Annotated in this window: 12 protein-coding genes; 5 read left to right on the forward strand and 7 right to left on the reverse strand. The window is 62.9% G+C overall.

Annotated elements, in window-relative coordinates:
- Positions 1 to 7 precede the first annotated feature (7 nt).
- Positions 8 to 508 (forward strand): DUF1036 domain-containing protein, encoded by a 501-nt coding sequence (locus tag AC07UC_RS29570; RefSeq protein ID WP_494908320.1) that lies wholly within the window; start codon positions 8 to 10, stop codon positions 506 to 508.
- Entirely contained in the window at positions 505 to 2,913 is a 2,409-nt protein-coding gene (locus AC07UC_RS29575) for a M23 family metallopeptidase (RefSeq protein WP_494908321.1), read from the forward strand. Before AC07UC_RS29570 ends, AC07UC_RS29575 begins: the two co-directional genes overlap by 4 nt.
- Positions 2,914 to 3,102: 189 nt before the next feature.
- Here AC07UC_RS29575 and AC07UC_RS29580 read toward each other — a convergent pair whose 3' ends face one another.
- Entirely contained in the window at positions 3,103 to 3,639 is a 537-nt protein-coding gene (locus AC07UC_RS29580; RefSeq protein WP_140775171.1) for an OmpA family protein, read from the reverse strand.
- A gap of 189 nt (positions 3,640 to 3,828) precedes the next feature.
- Here AC07UC_RS29580 and AC07UC_RS29585 point away from each other — a divergent pair, with 189 nt between their 5' ends.
- Positions 3,829 to 4,407, forward strand: a complete 579-nt coding sequence (locus AC07UC_RS29585) for a DUF6931 family protein (RefSeq protein WP_494908322.1) — start codon at positions 3,829 to 3,831, stop codon at positions 4,405 to 4,407.
- A gap of 103 nt (positions 4,408 to 4,510) precedes the next feature.
- Here AC07UC_RS29585 and AC07UC_RS29590 read toward each other — a convergent pair whose 3' ends face one another.
- Positions 4,511 to 5,749: a caspase family protein gene (locus AC07UC_RS29590; protein WP_494908323.1), complete on the reverse strand. Its 1,239-nt coding sequence runs from the start codon at positions 5,747 to 5,749 to the stop codon at positions 4,511 to 4,513.
- A 7-nt stretch (positions 5,750 to 5,756) separates the two neighbouring features.
- Complete coding sequence (locus AC07UC_RS29595) at positions 5,757 to 6,854, reverse strand: OmpA family protein (RefSeq protein WP_494908324.1); 1,098 nt, start codon at positions 6,852 to 6,854, stop codon at positions 5,757 to 5,759.
- A 523-nt stretch (positions 6,855 to 7,377) separates the two neighbouring features.
- Here AC07UC_RS29595 and AC07UC_RS29600 point away from each other — a divergent pair.
- Both AC07UC_RS29600 and AC07UC_RS29605 read left to right on the forward strand, forming a co-directional pair.
- Positions 7,378 to 7,851, forward strand: coding sequence for a hypothetical protein (locus AC07UC_RS29600; RefSeq protein ID WP_140775166.1), 474 nt, complete (start codon positions 7,378 to 7,380; stop codon positions 7,849 to 7,851).
- Between the two features lie 86 nt (positions 7,852 to 7,937).
- Positions 7,938 to 10,016: a sigma-54-dependent Fis family transcriptional regulator gene (locus AC07UC_RS29605; RefSeq protein ID WP_494908325.1), complete on the forward strand. Its 2,079-nt coding sequence runs from the start codon at positions 7,938 to 7,940 to the stop codon at positions 10,014 to 10,016.
- A gap of 105 nt (positions 10,017 to 10,121) precedes the next feature.
- Here the strand turns inward: AC07UC_RS29605 and AC07UC_RS29610 are convergent, their stop codons facing one another.
- From AC07UC_RS29610 to AC07UC_RS29625, 4 genes are all read right to left on the reverse strand, one after another.
- Positions 10,122 to 11,165 carry an NAD(P)-dependent alcohol dehydrogenase gene (locus AC07UC_RS29610; RefSeq protein ID WP_027045789.1) on the reverse strand — a complete coding sequence of 348 codons (1,044 nt, stop codon included), beginning with the start codon at positions 11,163 to 11,165 and terminating at the stop codon, positions 10,122 to 10,124.
- Between the two features lie 37 nt (positions 11,166 to 11,202).
- A complete protein-coding gene (locus AC07UC_RS29615) occupies positions 11,203 to 12,834 on the reverse strand; it encodes a molecular chaperone GroEL (RefSeq protein ID WP_494908326.1) in 1,632 nt (543 codons plus the stop codon).
- A gap of 77 nt (positions 12,835 to 12,911) precedes the next feature.
- Positions 12,912 to 13,709: an iron-sulfur cluster assembly protein gene (locus AC07UC_RS29620; RefSeq protein ID WP_494908327.1), complete on the reverse strand. Its 798-nt coding sequence runs from the start codon at positions 13,707 to 13,709 to the stop codon at positions 12,912 to 12,914.
- A 5-nt stretch (positions 13,710 to 13,714) separates the two neighbouring features.
- Positions 13,715 to 14,737, reverse strand: coding sequence for an amidohydrolase family protein (locus AC07UC_RS29625; RefSeq protein WP_202323676.1), 1,023 nt, complete (start codon positions 14,735 to 14,737; stop codon positions 13,715 to 13,717).
- Position 14,738 lies beyond the last annotated feature (1 nt).

The following is a 14,738-nucleotide window of genomic DNA, read 5'->3' on the forward strand; positions in this document are numbered from 1 at the left end:
GCGCCCGATGGAACTCAGCCGCGCGTGTTTGCCCCCTGCCGGCCTGCCCATAGAGCAGCGTGATCCGGCTCCAACCCTGCCTGCCCTGACGGGTCGCATCAAGCTTGCGATCATGGCTGGAGCGGCACTGCTGGCCGTGCTGGCATCCAGCGAAGCGCGCGCCGAATTCACGGTCTGCAACCAGACGCTCGACGTCGTCAATCTGGCGGTCGGCCAGAAGGTCGACAATGGGGACCAGACCGACGGCTGGTGGACCATCGGCGCAAATCAATGCGTGAATGTCATCCGCGAGGAACTGACGAACCGCTACATCTACATCTACGCAACGGACGTGTTTGGCCATGCGATCCTGACAGGCTCGACGGAAATGTGCATCGAGCGCCGGCGTTTCTCAATCCGCGGCATCGACGACTGTTGGCAGCGTGGCCATATCGCGGCGCAATTTCTCGAAGTCGATACGCTGGAACAGGTGCGGTGGACCTTTTTCCTGACCGGAAGCAGTCCGTGACGCACAGTATCGACACCAGCTTCAAGCAGAAGAAGCAGGCGCGCGCCGCGCTGCGCAGGCGCACGTTTTGGCGCAGGCTCATTGCCGGTTTCGCCGTCATGGTCCTGCTGTCCATCGCCGCCGGTTTCTACTTCACCGCGGACTATTGGTCGTTCGGCGACGAAGACGAGGAATTGCACGCGGTCGAAGGTGCGGACGATGTGCCGGCCGATGCCTCCGTCTACGTGCCTGCCATCATCGACCTGGCGGGAGATCCGATGTGGATCACCCTTGCGCCCGATGCCGACACGGCAAGCAAGGGCCATACGGTGGCGCGCCCGGCCGAACTCGACAGTTCCGGCGCCTCGCCGCAGATCGAGATCCTCTCCGACGTGATGCTTAGCGCCAGCGAAAAGTTCATGACGACGATCCCGTCGACGCAGGAGGACTTCGCGTTCTTCCAGGCGCAGCGGCGGACTGCTCCGGCATCTCCGGCTGCCGCACCCACTGAGCAGGCCGCTCCGCCTGCCCCGGTGGCGGCATCGGACGACCAGCAGGGCGACCTGAATAATGACCTTCAGGCGGCACCCGACGCGAGTGGGCCCCCAGCCGGTTCGGTGCCCAAGCAGGATGCCGACGACCCGGAGGCCGGCTGGGGAGAGACCGTCAATCAGGGCGAGGCAGCGCTGCCCGCCTTCACGAAGACCCAGATCGAGAACAATACGACCGTCGCAACCGTGACCAGCGAGTACCAGCGCTTCGAGGCGACCGAAGACACGTTCGTGAAGATCCTCAACGACCGCAGCCTGGACAGCGTTGCGCTCGATGCACATTTCTCCGCCGACGATGCCAAGCTGGCGGGCGAAGCGCTGAAGGCGCTCTTCAACCGGGACGGGCTGGAACCGGGTTATGTCGTCGCCATGCGCGGTTTCCGGCCGAACCGCGGGACGACCACGATGTCGCTCATGCAGGTTTCGATCTACGCCAAGAATGTCTTTGTCGGCACGCTGACACGCAACGCCGCGGGCGCCTTCGTGTCGGGTGTCGACCCTTGGGTGCGCGAGGACCTGTTCAACTATTCCGGTACCGATCAAGGCGGGCCCAAGCGGCAATACCGCCTGCTCGACGCGATCTATTCGACGGCCGCGCGCAACAAGGTTCCGACCGGCGTCATCGGCGAAGCGATCATGTACCTGTCACGAGGACAGGACCTCGACGCCTTCGCCAGCGAGGACCAGCGGCTGGTGCTGATCTACTCGCAGACGCCGCGCGGCAAGGACGAGACGTCCGGGCGGGTGCTTTATGTCGGCGTCCAGGGCGGTGAGAAGACCATCGACTGTTTCGTCTTCCAGCAGAGCGACGGCCAGTTCGCCTGCGTCACGGGCAATGACCAGGTGCGCTCGCTGACTGTTGCCAACGGCATGGTCACGCCGGTGAACGGGGTCATGACCTCGACCTTCGGCCCGCGCAAACACCCGATCCTCGGCGTCGTTCGCATCCACAAGGGTGTCGATTGGGCAGCCCCTGTCGGCACGCCGGTCGAGGCGGCCTTCGACGGCGAGATCAGTTTCCAGGGCGATGGCGGCAGCTATGGCAATCTGGTGAAGATCTCGCATGCGAACGGGCGCGAGACGCGCTACGCGCATATGCAAAAATTCGCCATTCCGAGCGGCGTCGGCACCAAGGTGAAGGCCGGCGACGTCATTGGCTATATCGGCACCACCGGGCTTTCGACCGGCCCGCACCTGCATTTCGAGCTCTACCAGAATGGCGAGGCGATCGATCCGCTGGGGACCGCCACCACGGTCGCCACCTATGATGCCGGCAATTCCGGTGATGTCGCCGTTGAAACGCTGACCGAGCGGATCGTTCATGTCGAAAGCGGCGGCAGCGCCCGCGCCAAGAACCCGAATTCCTCGGCGACCGGCGCCGGCCAGTTCATAACCAAGACCTGGATCCGGATGATGAATACCTATCGTCCGGAACTCGCGCGCACGCTGTCGACCGCCGACCTCTTGGCCCTGCGCTACGACGCTACGATCTCTCGAGAGATGGTGCGCAATCTGGCGCGCGAAGGCGAGGCTTATCTTAGGGCGCGCGGCCACCAGATCACGGCCGGCCGGCTCTATCTCTGTCATTTCCTGGGAATGGAAGGCGCGCACCAGGTGCTGGCGGCGCCAGCTTCGGCGCAACTGAGCGCCGTGCTGGGATCGGCCGTCATCCAGGCCAACCCGTTTCTCACCGGCAAGACAGCCAGCTATGTGGTGGACTGGGCCGAAAGGAAAATGGGCCAAAAGCTGAGCCGTGTCGCCACCGACGCCAACCCGCAGACAACGACAACGGAAATCCGACAGACATCGCCGGAGTTCGAAAAATACAAGCAGGCTGTCACCGCCCTCATAAGTTCGATTCAGACTACGCTTTGAGGCCGCCCGTCATGGCATTGCGGTCCAGATCACAAACGCCCAGCAGGTCGTTGAAAAGTGGCGCAACCGCGGCTGTGCGGCGAGATGATCCTCCGCCACCCCGGCGCAACAACGACTTACTGCCAAAGGCACTGACCTTCGGCGCCGGTGTGACCGTGGCTGGCGCGCTCAACCGATGACCGGTGCGCGCTACTGCGTCTTTATCCGCATTTCCACGCGGCGGTTGACCGGATCGTACGGGTTGGGGCTGCGTGGATTCTTTTCGCCCATGCCGATCGCGTCGATGCGGGCCGCCTCGATACCCTTGGCCGTCAGGAAGGCTGCCACCGATTGCGCTCGTCGTTGCGACAAGCCTTCGTTGTAATGCACCGTGCCGGTGGCGTCGGTGTAGCCTTCGACGACGAAGCTGAAAGTGCTCAGCCTGCTGTCCTTGAGTGCCTTGGCGAACTCGTCGAGTTCAGCGCGCGCGGTGGTGTCGAGCGCGGCCGAATCCAATCCGAAATTGATCAGCATATCGAGGCTGGATTTTTCGGCCGGCCCTTCCTTTGCCTTGCTCTTGCTTTTGCACTCCTCCTCGGTGCCGACACAAATTCCGCGCGACTTGCCAAGATCGGCCGCGCCGGCAAAAAACTTCACGATGTCTTCTGATTTCTGAACGGGGTCGGCGGAAGCGTGGGTCGAGAAAAACACGACCGCCAACACAAAGGCTGTACTGCCCCACTGCATAGCGGTTACTCCTGTTTGAGCATCCGATTTCGACGACCATGATGATATCAAATTGCAAGGCGATTGTCTGTCGATAAACGCTGGGGCACGATTGTGCCGACGGGTCCCGCGGCGTCACAGGTTCAGACTTGACCCGCGCCGCGCCTGAGGCTTGAGTGGCCAAGGCTTCTCGATGAAAGCGTGGCGGTCATGGCCAATGGGCTCCGATTCAAGACGGCACGGGATCTTTTCATGGCTTGTCCCGCCATTGCCAGGGACATGGGAACCCTTCCAACCGAACAGAACTCGATCGCGTTTTGCCGCGACCTCCTTGCCGGGCGCGTTCCCGAGGAAGCGATTACCTTTTGTGCCTACCTGCTTCCCGAGCGGGCCGCGGTCTGGTGGGCGCATGAATGCCTGAGCCACCTGACCGACCTGTTCGATGGGACCGATCAAGAACTGCTAGCGCATGTTCGCGACTGGGTGGGTGAACCGGACAATCCCCGTCACCGGGCAGCCGTCGGCACAGCCGCGGCGGCACCACCGACAACGCCGGTCGGCTGGATTGCTCTGGCCGCCGGATGGCGTGACAACGGCTCGACCATGGCCACGACCGAGGTAGCGGCCTTGCAACCATTTCCAGCTGCCCATGCAGTCAATGCCGGAATACTGGCCGGACTGGCCCGTGTCGCCCTCACGGACCGGTTTGCCGTTCTTTCGGCATTTGTGGACATGGGCATCCAGATGGCCGAGATCGAGGCGTTGCGCCAGTCGGCGGATGCCTATTAGGGGCAACTCCAGGAAAAAGTGCGAAGCCGTTTCACCACAGGAACTGCGTCAAACAAAGAGTTAGAGCCGCATCCCGGTCGGATGGACGCCGTCACCTGCCTGCCTATTTGCAGCCGCCCTGCGCCCATTTGGCAAGCGCCACCTTGAAGCGTGTACCCAGCGGGTGTTGCAGGCGCAGCACCGAGACATCGTTGGCGGCAAAATTCTTCGCCTGATCACACAGCCGGGCCTCGTTCCATTCGTGGCAGCCGTCGCAGTGCTTGCCCTCCCAGACCGACTTGTCCAACCCCTCCACGGGGCTGAACAACGGCTTGCCCTTGATCAGTTCGGCGATGCTCTTGCCGTCGATCGCCGCTTCGCCGAAGTCGATCGGATGGTCGAAAAGGATCGGGGCATCCGACGCCAGTTTGGGGATTTTCTGACGCAGCACATCGAGCGCAAGCTGGTCATCGCCCTGGTTCGCCGCCGCGCCGGTGTTGCGCGCTTCGGAGCCGCTTTCCGCCTGAGGCGTGCTCGCCTCGCCAACGATCAATGGCGCATTGAGATCGACCTTGTGGAGGACGACCTCGGTGGTCAGCGAAACGTTGATCCAGGGGCGCTGCTTGCCGGCGGTTGCCTTGAAGACGTCGCTGGTGACCCTGTTCATGGCCTCGGTGATGGAGACGTTGGATTCGCCGATGTGCTGAAGCAACGCCGCGGTGAAGGGCGAGTGCTCGCCCGACCCGTCATAGGCGAGCTGATTGGGGCTGGCGGCGAAAGCGACGAGCGTGCCGGCGCCTCCATTCTCGATCGGAATCTCGGCCAGGCCGCTGCTCGCGCCGTTGACGCCTGCGGTCTTGGCCAGCGCCTCGGCGAGAGGATTGTCGCGGCAGGCGTCGAGAAACACCAGCCTGATGCTGGTCTCCCGGGACATCTGTCGCAAAACGAAATCGACCGACACAGCCTCGAAGTCGAGAGAGGTCTCGTCCTCCAGCGCGGCGTCGACCGGAAGCAGGTAGTTCTTGCCGGAAACCTGCAAGCCGTGGCCGGCGTAGAAGAAGAGCGCGATGTCGGCACCACGCACCTGTTTTGCGAACTGGGCAATCGTCGCCTGCGTCTGCAATTTGGTCTCGTCGAAGCCGGAAACCACCTCGAAGTCGAGCTTCTTCAAGCGTTCGGCCATGGCCTGGGCGTCGCGCACCGGATTGGCGAGCGCCGCCGCGTGCTGGTACTGGGCGTTGCCCAGGACAAGCGCCACGCGGCGCTCGGCGCTGGCGCCCGTCAAAGTCAACAGCAAGGCGAGCGCCGCAAGACAGGCAGCGCGAAAGAAGCCACCGCGAAGGGCGATCGGATCGGACTTCACCGCAACCTCAAAGCTTGGTAGCGGAAAACTCGATCCGCCGATTGAGCGCCTTGTTCTTGGGGGTATCGTTGGCGGCAACCGGCCGCTCCTCGCCATAGCCCGCGGAACTGACCTGGTTGCGTGGGATGCCGGCAGCAACCAACGCGTCCGCAACCGCTTGGGCCCGGCGCTCCGACAACAGCTTGTTCGCCTCCGGCGATCCGTCTGAATCGGTATAACCGGAGACCTCGACCTTCAGGCTCGGGCATTTTCCGACGACGCCTTCAACCTCGGTCAGCAAGGGGCGGCTTTTCGCATCGAGCCGCGCACTGGCGGGCCGGAAATAGATGGCGCCGGTGCGCGAGAGCACGGCGAACCTGTTCAGGCATTCCTCGTCGCTGAAGTTCGCCTTGGCGGCATCCGTTGCAACCGGACCCACATCGGCCGAACTCGCCGCGGCGACCTGCGTGGCGGCCGGCTTGCTGCCATCCGCGGTAAAGACGAAATCGAACGATACCGACGCAGTGGGCACAATGTTGGTGACGTTGGCGGCCTGCTGCAGCTTGTCGATGTTCGGCAACAGGCCGAAATCCTCGACATGGACCGCGACCGGAGCCTCCGAAGCTACCGACACCATGGTGTCGCTGATCATGGTGACGACGACGCTGGCCTCGAGGTCCTTGTCGACGCCGTGCATATTGAGGCGGAATGGCAGCGTTGCCTTCACCCTGCGCTTCGTCGCGAGGTCGGCGAATGCGGCAGGATCCACCTTCGCCGTAAGCTCGGCGGTCGGGTACTTGAATGTCTCGAAGAACAGGAAGCGCATGCGAACGTTGCGCAGATCGACACCGGTATCGACCGAATTGAGGTCGAACGTGACCTTGGCATCACCCGCCGAGCTAAGCGTGCCGGTGATGTTCCTGATCTTGTTGGTCTCGACGATCGTGTTCTTCTTGACCGACTGGTAGGTGATCACCGAAGCGGTGGGATCGAGCGTCCAGTTCGGCGCGGCTCCCGCTTGCGATCCGAACAGCAGCAGCCCGGAGAAAGCGACGATCAGGCCAAGAGCCCTTATGGTGAGGTTCCCAAACCCCGTTTTCCACCGGAATGCGACGACTTCGAACATGGAACGCCCCTGCCCAGGACAACCGTACCTACTTCGCGCGAACGCAATTGAAGTATAGAGTACTTGCGCCCTTTTGGCGAGCAGCCAGTCTTCCGGTCAAGGCCGCTGCGAATTTGGCATGCCAAATGGTGGCGAGCGGGTGTGGTTGCACCAAGTCAACCGCGGAGCGCCGCGAAAACCTTGACCTGCTGTTGAACGCTCATCCCCCAGCCGCCACCAAAGGTTGAACCGCGACAGGTGCTGTTTCCTGAACCGGCTTGATCACTTTCTCGGCAGTGACCTTCTTCTGCTGGCCGATCTTCGGCGTGGACGTCGCGCGAAGCAGCTTCGGTCTGTGACCCTCGGGGACTACTCAGACGCCGGAGCGCCGGAAATCCGGTGTAGCAGCCACCTGCTACCAACGAAGTGAACTTCGGCGCTACCTATTGTGAATGGCGCATCTGGCGATGGCAGTGTAGGGTTCGCCGCACATAAGAATGACCGTACCTGCGGCACCGCCAAGCTGACGAATCTGGGAGGATTCATGGTCGAGATCATCTCCAAGCGGGACGGCCCGCGTCGTGAGGATGTTCAGGTCAAACGGCTGATCGAGCAGAACCGCTCGACTATCGTTCGACTTGCCGACCAGATCAGCGGCGGCGGCTATTCGGCTTCCAGGAAGCCACGCCAGCAACCCAAGGCCGAGGGCCTGATCATCCACGTTGGCGGCAGCGCGGCCACCGTGACCGAGGCCAAGCCGTCCATCCGCGTCACCATGAATGGCCGTGTGATCTCCAAGGATCAGAATACCGGCCGCCAGCTTCATCATATCGGCGATATCCGCAATCGTGATGGAGAGCAGATCTTCGTTCTGGGAACAAAGCAGAACGGCTTTTTCTCGCCGGTCGACGAAGCCATCGGTGAGGCGCTCACCGAGTTGGACGGGTCCCGGCTGACCGCGACTTACACCGAGGAGCAGCTTGCAGCCGACATCGGCGCGAAACTCGGCATCGACTGACGGCAGGCTGTTGGGCGTCACTGAGCATGCCCAATCCGCGACAGCATACAGAAATGGCATACCTCAAAAGGTACTGTGATGACTGAATGAGACACGCGAGCGGCCCCGATCAGATGAAGACAAAGGCTATTCCGTCGCGTGCGTCGATGGCCACCGGACAGTTGGTTCTGGACAACATCGACTATGACGAGCGCGCCACCATGCGCGCTTGGGAAAGTTTTCTGGCTGACGCGCCGAAGTGTGCCCGCGATCCGGTCCATGTCCGCTCGCTGATCCACGATTCCTGGTACCGCAGCGCCACCGGCGGCATCAACGCTCAAGGCATCGAGGCGCCGCTCAACAGCGACCGTGACGAGATCGAATATCTGACCCGCGCCAACGCCGAGCTGCTTTCGGCGGCGCGGCGATCATTTGCGTCCCTTGGTCCGTTGCTGGAGGGGACGGGAGCCATGCTGGTGCTCGCCGACAGCGACGGCGTGCTCATCGACGCGATCGGTGACAAGAAGACCCTGCATAACGGCCAGGACATTCATCTGGGCATCGGTGGCAAATGGAACGAGGATGCCGTTGGAACCAACGGCATCGGCACCGCGCTGTGGACTGGAGAGCCGATTTTCGTCCATGCCGCCGAACATTTCTGCGCCGGCATCAAATCCTGGACCTGCGCCGGCGCGCCGATCCGCGATCCCCTGGACGGCAAGATCATCGGCGTTGTCGACCTGTCGGGCTATTCTCCGATCTTCCGGCCGCACAACACCGCGCTGGTCGCGGCCACCGCCAGGCAGATCGAAAAGGCCCTGGCCGAACAGCAGCAGGAACAGCGCACGCGCCTGCTCGAAGCCTTCATTTCCTCGGCACCCAGCTACCGCCGCAAAGATGGGCTGGTGATAGTCGATCATCGCGGCCGCGCGATCTTCTGCAACAACGTGCCCAATGGCGACACAACAGAGATGATGGACGGCCCGATGGAACCGGGGCGTGGCCGATGGCTGATGAACCTGCCGGCCTCCGGCTCCGACACCGATCTCGCCAACGCGCTGCCGGCGCATCTGCGATCCTGCCATGTCACGCCGCTGAAGCTTGACGGCGATCTTCGCGGCGCGGCTCTGGTGTTTCCATCGGTGCCGGCCGTCTCGACCATGACGGTGATCCGCCGAGAGGAAAACAAGCACCTGCGGACAGCCGCGGCGATGATCGTCGGCGAAAGCGAAAAATTGCTGGCTGCCGTCGATGTCGCCTCCCGGGTGGCCGGCTCGAACGGTGTCACCTCGTTGCTGATAGAAGGCGAAACGGGCGTCGGAAAAGAACTGTTTGCCCGGCTTGTCCATGCCGGCAGCCGACGCACCGAAAACGATCCTTTCATTGCCATGAACTGTGGCGCGATCACCAAGGAACTGTTCGGCAGCGAATTGTTCGGTCACGTCGGCGGCGCCTTCACCGGAGCTTCGCGCGAAGGCAAGCCGGGCATCTTCGAACTCGCCAATGGCGGCGTGCTCAGCCTTGACGAAATCGGTGAGTTGCCGCTCGAAATCCAGCCCTTCCTGTTGCGTGTCCTGGAGGAGCGTGTCGTCCACCGCATCGGCGATTCAAGAGGCCGGCCGGTGGATGTGCGGCTGGTCGCCTCGACCAACCGCGACCTCAAGCAGGAAGTGGCGGCCGGGCGCTTCCGCAGCGATCTCTATTACCGCATCGGGGCTGTCTCGATCCATGTCCCGGCGTTGCGTGAACGCGGCGACGACGTGCTGCTGCTGGTCGAGCATTTCAACCGGAAGATCGCGAAGCTGGCCGGCAACGACCCGCTGGAGTTTTCAAACGACGCCCTCGACGCGCTGCTGGCCTATCGCTGGCCGGGAAATGTGCGCGAATTGAAGAACCTGGTCGAGCGCCTGCATATACTGGCGCGCGGCGGCACGATCGATCTCCAGGACCTTCCCGGGGAAATCAGCGCGGGCAATCGCGACACCATGGCCATGCACGGCGACCATCCCCCGACCATGCTCGAAGCGCCCGTATGCACCTTCGAGGATGCCGAACGCCAGGCGATCAAGAATGCGCTTGTCGCGGAGAGCGGCAATCTCAGCAAGGTCGCGCTGAGGCTCGGCATTTCGCGGCCGACGCTCTATCGCAAGCTCGGCCAGTACGGCATCCGGCGCGGGTTCCTCTGACACGCAGGAAAAAAGAACCCCACGGCATTCGCGCCATGGGGTTGGGGGAATTGCGGCCGATGGATCGGACTGGCGATCGGCCTACGCCTGCATTCCGGCCGAGCGTCAGGGAACGATGACGCCACGCCCGGTGAACCGCCGGTTCTTGAAATCGTCGAGTGCGGTGTTGATGCTGGCGAGATTGTATTCGGTGTAGTGCATCTTGACCTTGCCGTCGGCGTTGAGTTCCATCAGTTCGACAAGCTCGGTGAAATTGCCGACCAGGCTGCCGCCGATGTTGATCTCCTCGATGACGAGATGCGCGGTCGGCACATTGATGTTGCCGCCATAGCCGACGACGAACAACTGCCCGCCCTTGCGCACCATCTTCCAGCAGATGTTCTCGACGCCGAGTTCGCCGACGAAGTCGATGACCACATGCGCGCCGCCGCCGGTGATCTGGCTGACCTCCTCGACGACGTTCGGCCCGCCATCAAGGATGAAGTCGGCACCCAGATCCTTGGCCAGCACCCGCGCCGCCGGTTCGCGATCGACGGCGATGATGCGGCAACCAGAGATCGCGTGCAGCGATTGCAGCGCGATGTGGCCGAGCCCGCCTATGCCGAGCAGCACGCAATAACTCCCCGGCCGCAGCAGCTTGGCGGCGCGTTTGGCGGCGCGGTAGGCGGTGATGCCGGCATCGGCCAGCGGTGCCACCTCGATCGGCGTGATGTTGGCGTTGAGCTTGATCAGCGAGCGTTCGCTGGTGATGAAGTATTCGGCGAAGCCGCCATTCATGCCAAGGCCGGGGAACTGCCCGTTGTCGCAATACATGTCCTCGCCATGGCGGCAGTTGAGGCAGATGCCGCATGAGCGGAAGGGATGGCAGATCACCGCGTCGCCGCGCTTGACCGATTTGACGCCGCTGCCGACCTCTTCGACCCAGCCGGCATTTTCGTGCCCCATGATGTAGGGCAAAAGCGTGCCCTCGGGATCCATGGTCGGCTTCCAAACGCCCTCGATGATGTGCAGGTCAGTGCGACAGAGACCGGCAGCGCCGACCCGTACGATCACCTCGTCGGGTGCGGTGATTGTCGGCGCCTTGACCTCCTCGATCTTGAGCTGGACGTTCATCTTCGGGTCGTATTCGTAGAGTCTGGCAGCTTTCATGGTCGTATCCTTCAACGTCGGGATTGTCTGGATTGCTTCAGGCGCGGCCGAGTTTTTCCGAGCCGCCGCCGCGCGCCGGACCGGCCGTCGGATCCTCATCCTCGGCGAGGTCGCCAATCAGCGTTTCGGTGGTCAGGATCAGCGTCGCCACCGACGCCGCGTTGGCGAGCGCGGTGTAGGTGACACGAACCGGATCGATGATCCCTGCCTCGAACATGTTCTGGTAGGCGCCGGTCGATGCGTTGTAGCCATAGCCGCCATTGATGCGGGTGACCTCGACCACCACGGCTTCGGGATCGGCGCCGGCATTTGCGGCGATGCGCCAGAGCGGTCGCGTCAGGACCGAGCGCACCAGGCGCACGCCCTCGGCGACGTCGCCGTCGACCCCGGCCGCCACCTTGTCGAGCAACGGCGCGATCTGTGCGAGTGCCGAGCCGCCGCCGGCGACCACGCCCTCTTCGGATGCGGCGCGCACCGCGTTCAAGGAATCCTCGATCAGCTGGATGGTCCGCTTCTGCTCGACCGGCGTGACGCCGCCGGCATAGAGGATCGCGGTGCCACCCGAGAGCTTGGCCAGGCGTTCGCGCAGCTTGTCCTGGTCGATGTTCGGCTGCGAGGCCTCATACTGCCGCTGAACCTGGGCGCGGCGCGAGGCGATCGCCGCATGGTCGCCGCCGCCGCGAATGATCGAGGTGTAGGACGAACTGGTCTTCACCCGGTCGGCGGTGCCGAGATCCTCGGCGGTGACATCCTCGAGCCGGCCGCCGAGATCGCGCGCGATCACCTTGCCGCCGGTGATGATGGCCAGATCCTCCATCATCGCCTTGCGCCAATGGCCGTATTCCGGCGGATGAACGACAAGGTATCGTCCCGGCCCCTGCTTGCCGAGCAGCGTCACCACCACTTCCGGCGACATCTCCTCGGATACGATCAGCAACGGCCGGCCATTCTCGTCGGCAATGCGGCGAACCGCATCGAGCTGTCCCGGCTCCTTGATCTTGAGGTCGGTCATCAGGATGTAGGGCCGTTCGAGAACCGCCTCCATCTTCTCCTGGTCGGTCACCATGTGATGCGAGAGATAGCCGCGTTCGAAGGACATGCCCTCGACGACGTCGAGCGTGGTCTCGGTGGTAACGCTGAAATCGGTGGTGATGACGCCTTCGGCACCCACCCGCTGATGCGCCTCCGCCACCAGGGCGCCAAGCTTTGCGTTGGTCGCCGCGATGTTGGCGACCGACGCCAGGATGCCATTGCCCTTGGCGGGTTTGGCGGACGTCTTGAGCGCGGCCACCACCGCCGCCACGGCAAGGTCGATGCCCTTGCACAGATCGACGGATTTCACCCCGCGCTCGTTCGCTTCGACACCGCCCTGGATCAGCGCGTTGGCGAGCACGATGGCCGTCGTGGTGCCATCGCCGGCGACCTCGTTGGTCTGCATCGATACTTCGCGGACGACTTGCGCGCCCATGTTTTCGAAACGGTCATGCAGCTCGATCTCGGAGGCGATGCTGACACCGTCGCGGGTCACCATCGGCGTACCTATCGGCCGGTCGATCATGGCGTTCATGCCTTTAGGGCCGAGCGTCGGCTCGACGGCGGCGGCGAGCCGGAAGACGCCACGGGCGAGAGCGCGGCGAGCTTCGGAATTATGAAGCATTATCTTGGGCATGGTTCCTCCTTCCGCCTTACGGGCGGGTTGTTGGTTAGGGGCCTCGTGCAAGGGAGGCCGTTGCTGTCGGCTCTGCTTCAGGCGGTCGGTGCGACTCGCACCGGCACGCGATCCATGATGAAATCGACCAACGTCGGTTCGCCGTCGACCACATCCAGTTCCTTGTATCGGGTCTGCTTGAGTCCCCGGCACAGCGCGCCGTTGAACTCCATGTTGATGCGCACGCCGCGCAATTCGGCGAGGTGGGCGCTGAGTGCGGCAGGCGGTACGGGTTGCCCTTCCCAGGTCACGAAGACGGGTTCGTCCGCCCTGCGGCCCGGAAAACGCTCGAGCAGGGCCGCCCGGTATCTCGGCTTCTGTTTGGCTGCCTCGCCCGGCTCGAAACGCGCGACGTCATATGCCGGCAGGTCCATGCCGAGGATTTCGCGATCGGTGAGACCGTGCGCCTTGAGGCCGCGCAAAAGTGCCTCCTGTCGCCGCTTGAAGGCCTTCATCGCGAAGGTTTCGCGCAAGGCGCCGAGATCCTGATCCTCGGCAAGCACGGCGAAGATGTCGCCGAACGCCTTGCCGGCCTCCATGCCGCGATTGACCTCTTCGGCAAACATGTGATCGTGCAGCTTGACGCGATAGGCCGGTGACCAGGAGAGCTGGTCGAGCGCCTTGCGCACGCCGTCCAGCATCAGGAACGCGAAGTTGGGCGAGCACCAGTAGGTCGGCAGCCGGAAATCTATCTCCACGCTGCCATCGCCTTTCACCTCGCCCCGCTCGACGAAACCCATCTCGGTGATGGGTTCGTCAAGTTCAGGGTCATTGACCTCACCAAGGCGCTGCCAGAGTTCCTTCTGGCGATCGCCGGAAACGGTGGCGGTTGCCATGGCCCCTACTCCGCCGCGATGCTAAAGGGCGCGCTGGCGAGCGCCTTCTTCTTGGCTTCGATATCGATGTTGTAGAGGCGCGCCGCATTGAGGCCGAGGATCTTCTCCTTGATCTCGTCGGTCAGTTGCACACCCCGCTCGGCGGCGATGTCCTGCGGGATCTGGTAGGCCCAGAATTTCTCGACCAGCCAGCGCGGCGTCCAGATCGCGTAGTCTGAACCGAACAGGATCTTCTCCGGCCCAAGCCAGAACAGAAGCTCGGCGATGACCTCGCCGAAATAGCGCGGGCGAGCGTGGATAAAGGGCAGTGCCACCGCCAAGCCGCCATAGACGTTGGTTTCCTGCGTCGCGATCCAGCAGAAATCGTCGAGGCGCGGCAGGCCGCAATGCTCGATGATCCAGTTGAGGCCCTGGAAATCCGTCGCCGCGTGGTCGACGTCATGCACGTCGAACGCATCCTTCGAGAGCGGCAGGATCGTCGGGCCCTTGTGGACGTGGATGTTCCTGATGCCGAGCTTGTCGCAGAGCTCGAAGCATTTGTAGGCATCGGGATCGGTGAGCTTCCAGCCCTTGGAAGCGCCGTTCCACTCGGCCGTGTACATCTTCACGCCCTTGACGTTGTAGGTCTCCTTGAGGAAGTGGATGTATTCCAGCGCCTTCTCGCCATCGCGCGGATCGAAGGCGCCGTTGACGATGAAACGCTCGGGATAGCGCTTGGCCACCTCGGCATTGCGCTCGATCGTGTTGAAGCCGTTCTTGTAGAAGTCCTTGAGATAGGTCGACTGGACGATCGCCACATCGTCGGGACCGTCGATGAACAGGTCGCGATAGAGGTCGTCGGCGCTGTATTTCTCGAACTTGCTCTTCTCCCACAGCTGTTCCTTGGGGCTCAAGCCCGTGTGGTAGGCATAGAAGCACTCGATGAACTGCTTGCCGTGGATGTTCTTCTGGTTTTCCGGGCTGCCGTCCCAGAAATGGGTGTGGCCGTCGACTATGAAGATGTCCTTGCCTTCCGGTGTTCTGTACATG

The organism is Mesorhizobium sp. GW821-FHT04C10 (genome assembly GCF_059420305.1).

What these genes read in the sequence shown, in the direction of transcription:
- AC07UC_RS29570 (WP_494908320.1), top strand. Translation starts at nt 8, where the DNA reads ATGGAACTCAGCCGCGCGTGTTTGCCCCCTGCCGGCCTGCCCATAGAG.
- AC07UC_RS29580 (WP_140775171.1), bottom strand. Translation starts at nt 3,639, where the DNA reads ATGCAGTGGGGCAGTACAGCCTTTGTGTTGGCGGTCGTGTTTTTCTCG.
- AC07UC_RS29585 (WP_494908322.1), top strand. Translation starts at nt 3,829, where the DNA reads ATGGCCAATGGGCTCCGATTCAAGACGGCACGGGATCTTTTCATGGCT.
- AC07UC_RS29595 (WP_494908324.1), bottom strand. Translation starts at nt 6,854, where the DNA reads ATGTTCGAAGTCGTCGCATTCCGGTGGAAAACGGGGTTTGGGAACCTC.
- AC07UC_RS29600 (WP_140775166.1), top strand. Translation starts at nt 7,378, where the DNA reads ATGGTCGAGATCATCTCCAAGCGGGACGGCCCGCGTCGTGAGGATGTT.
- AC07UC_RS29605 (WP_494908325.1), top strand. Translation starts at nt 7,938, where the DNA reads ATGAGACACGCGAGCGGCCCCGATCAGATGAAGACAAAGGCTATTCCG.
- AC07UC_RS29610 (WP_027045789.1), bottom strand. Translation starts at nt 11,165, where the DNA reads ATGAAAGCTGCCAGACTCTACGAATACGACCCGAAGATGAACGTCCAG.
- AC07UC_RS29615 (WP_494908326.1), bottom strand. Translation starts at nt 12,834, where the DNA reads ATGCCCAAGATAATGCTTCATAATTCCGAAGCTCGCCGCGCTCTCGCC.
- AC07UC_RS29620 (WP_494908327.1), bottom strand. Translation starts at nt 13,709, where the DNA reads ATGGCAACCGCCACCGTTTCCGGCGATCGCCAGAAGGAACTCTGGCAG.
- AC07UC_RS29625 (WP_202323676.1), bottom strand. Translation starts at nt 14,737, where the DNA reads ATGTACAGAACACCGGAAGGCAAGGACATCTTCATAGTCGACGGCCAC.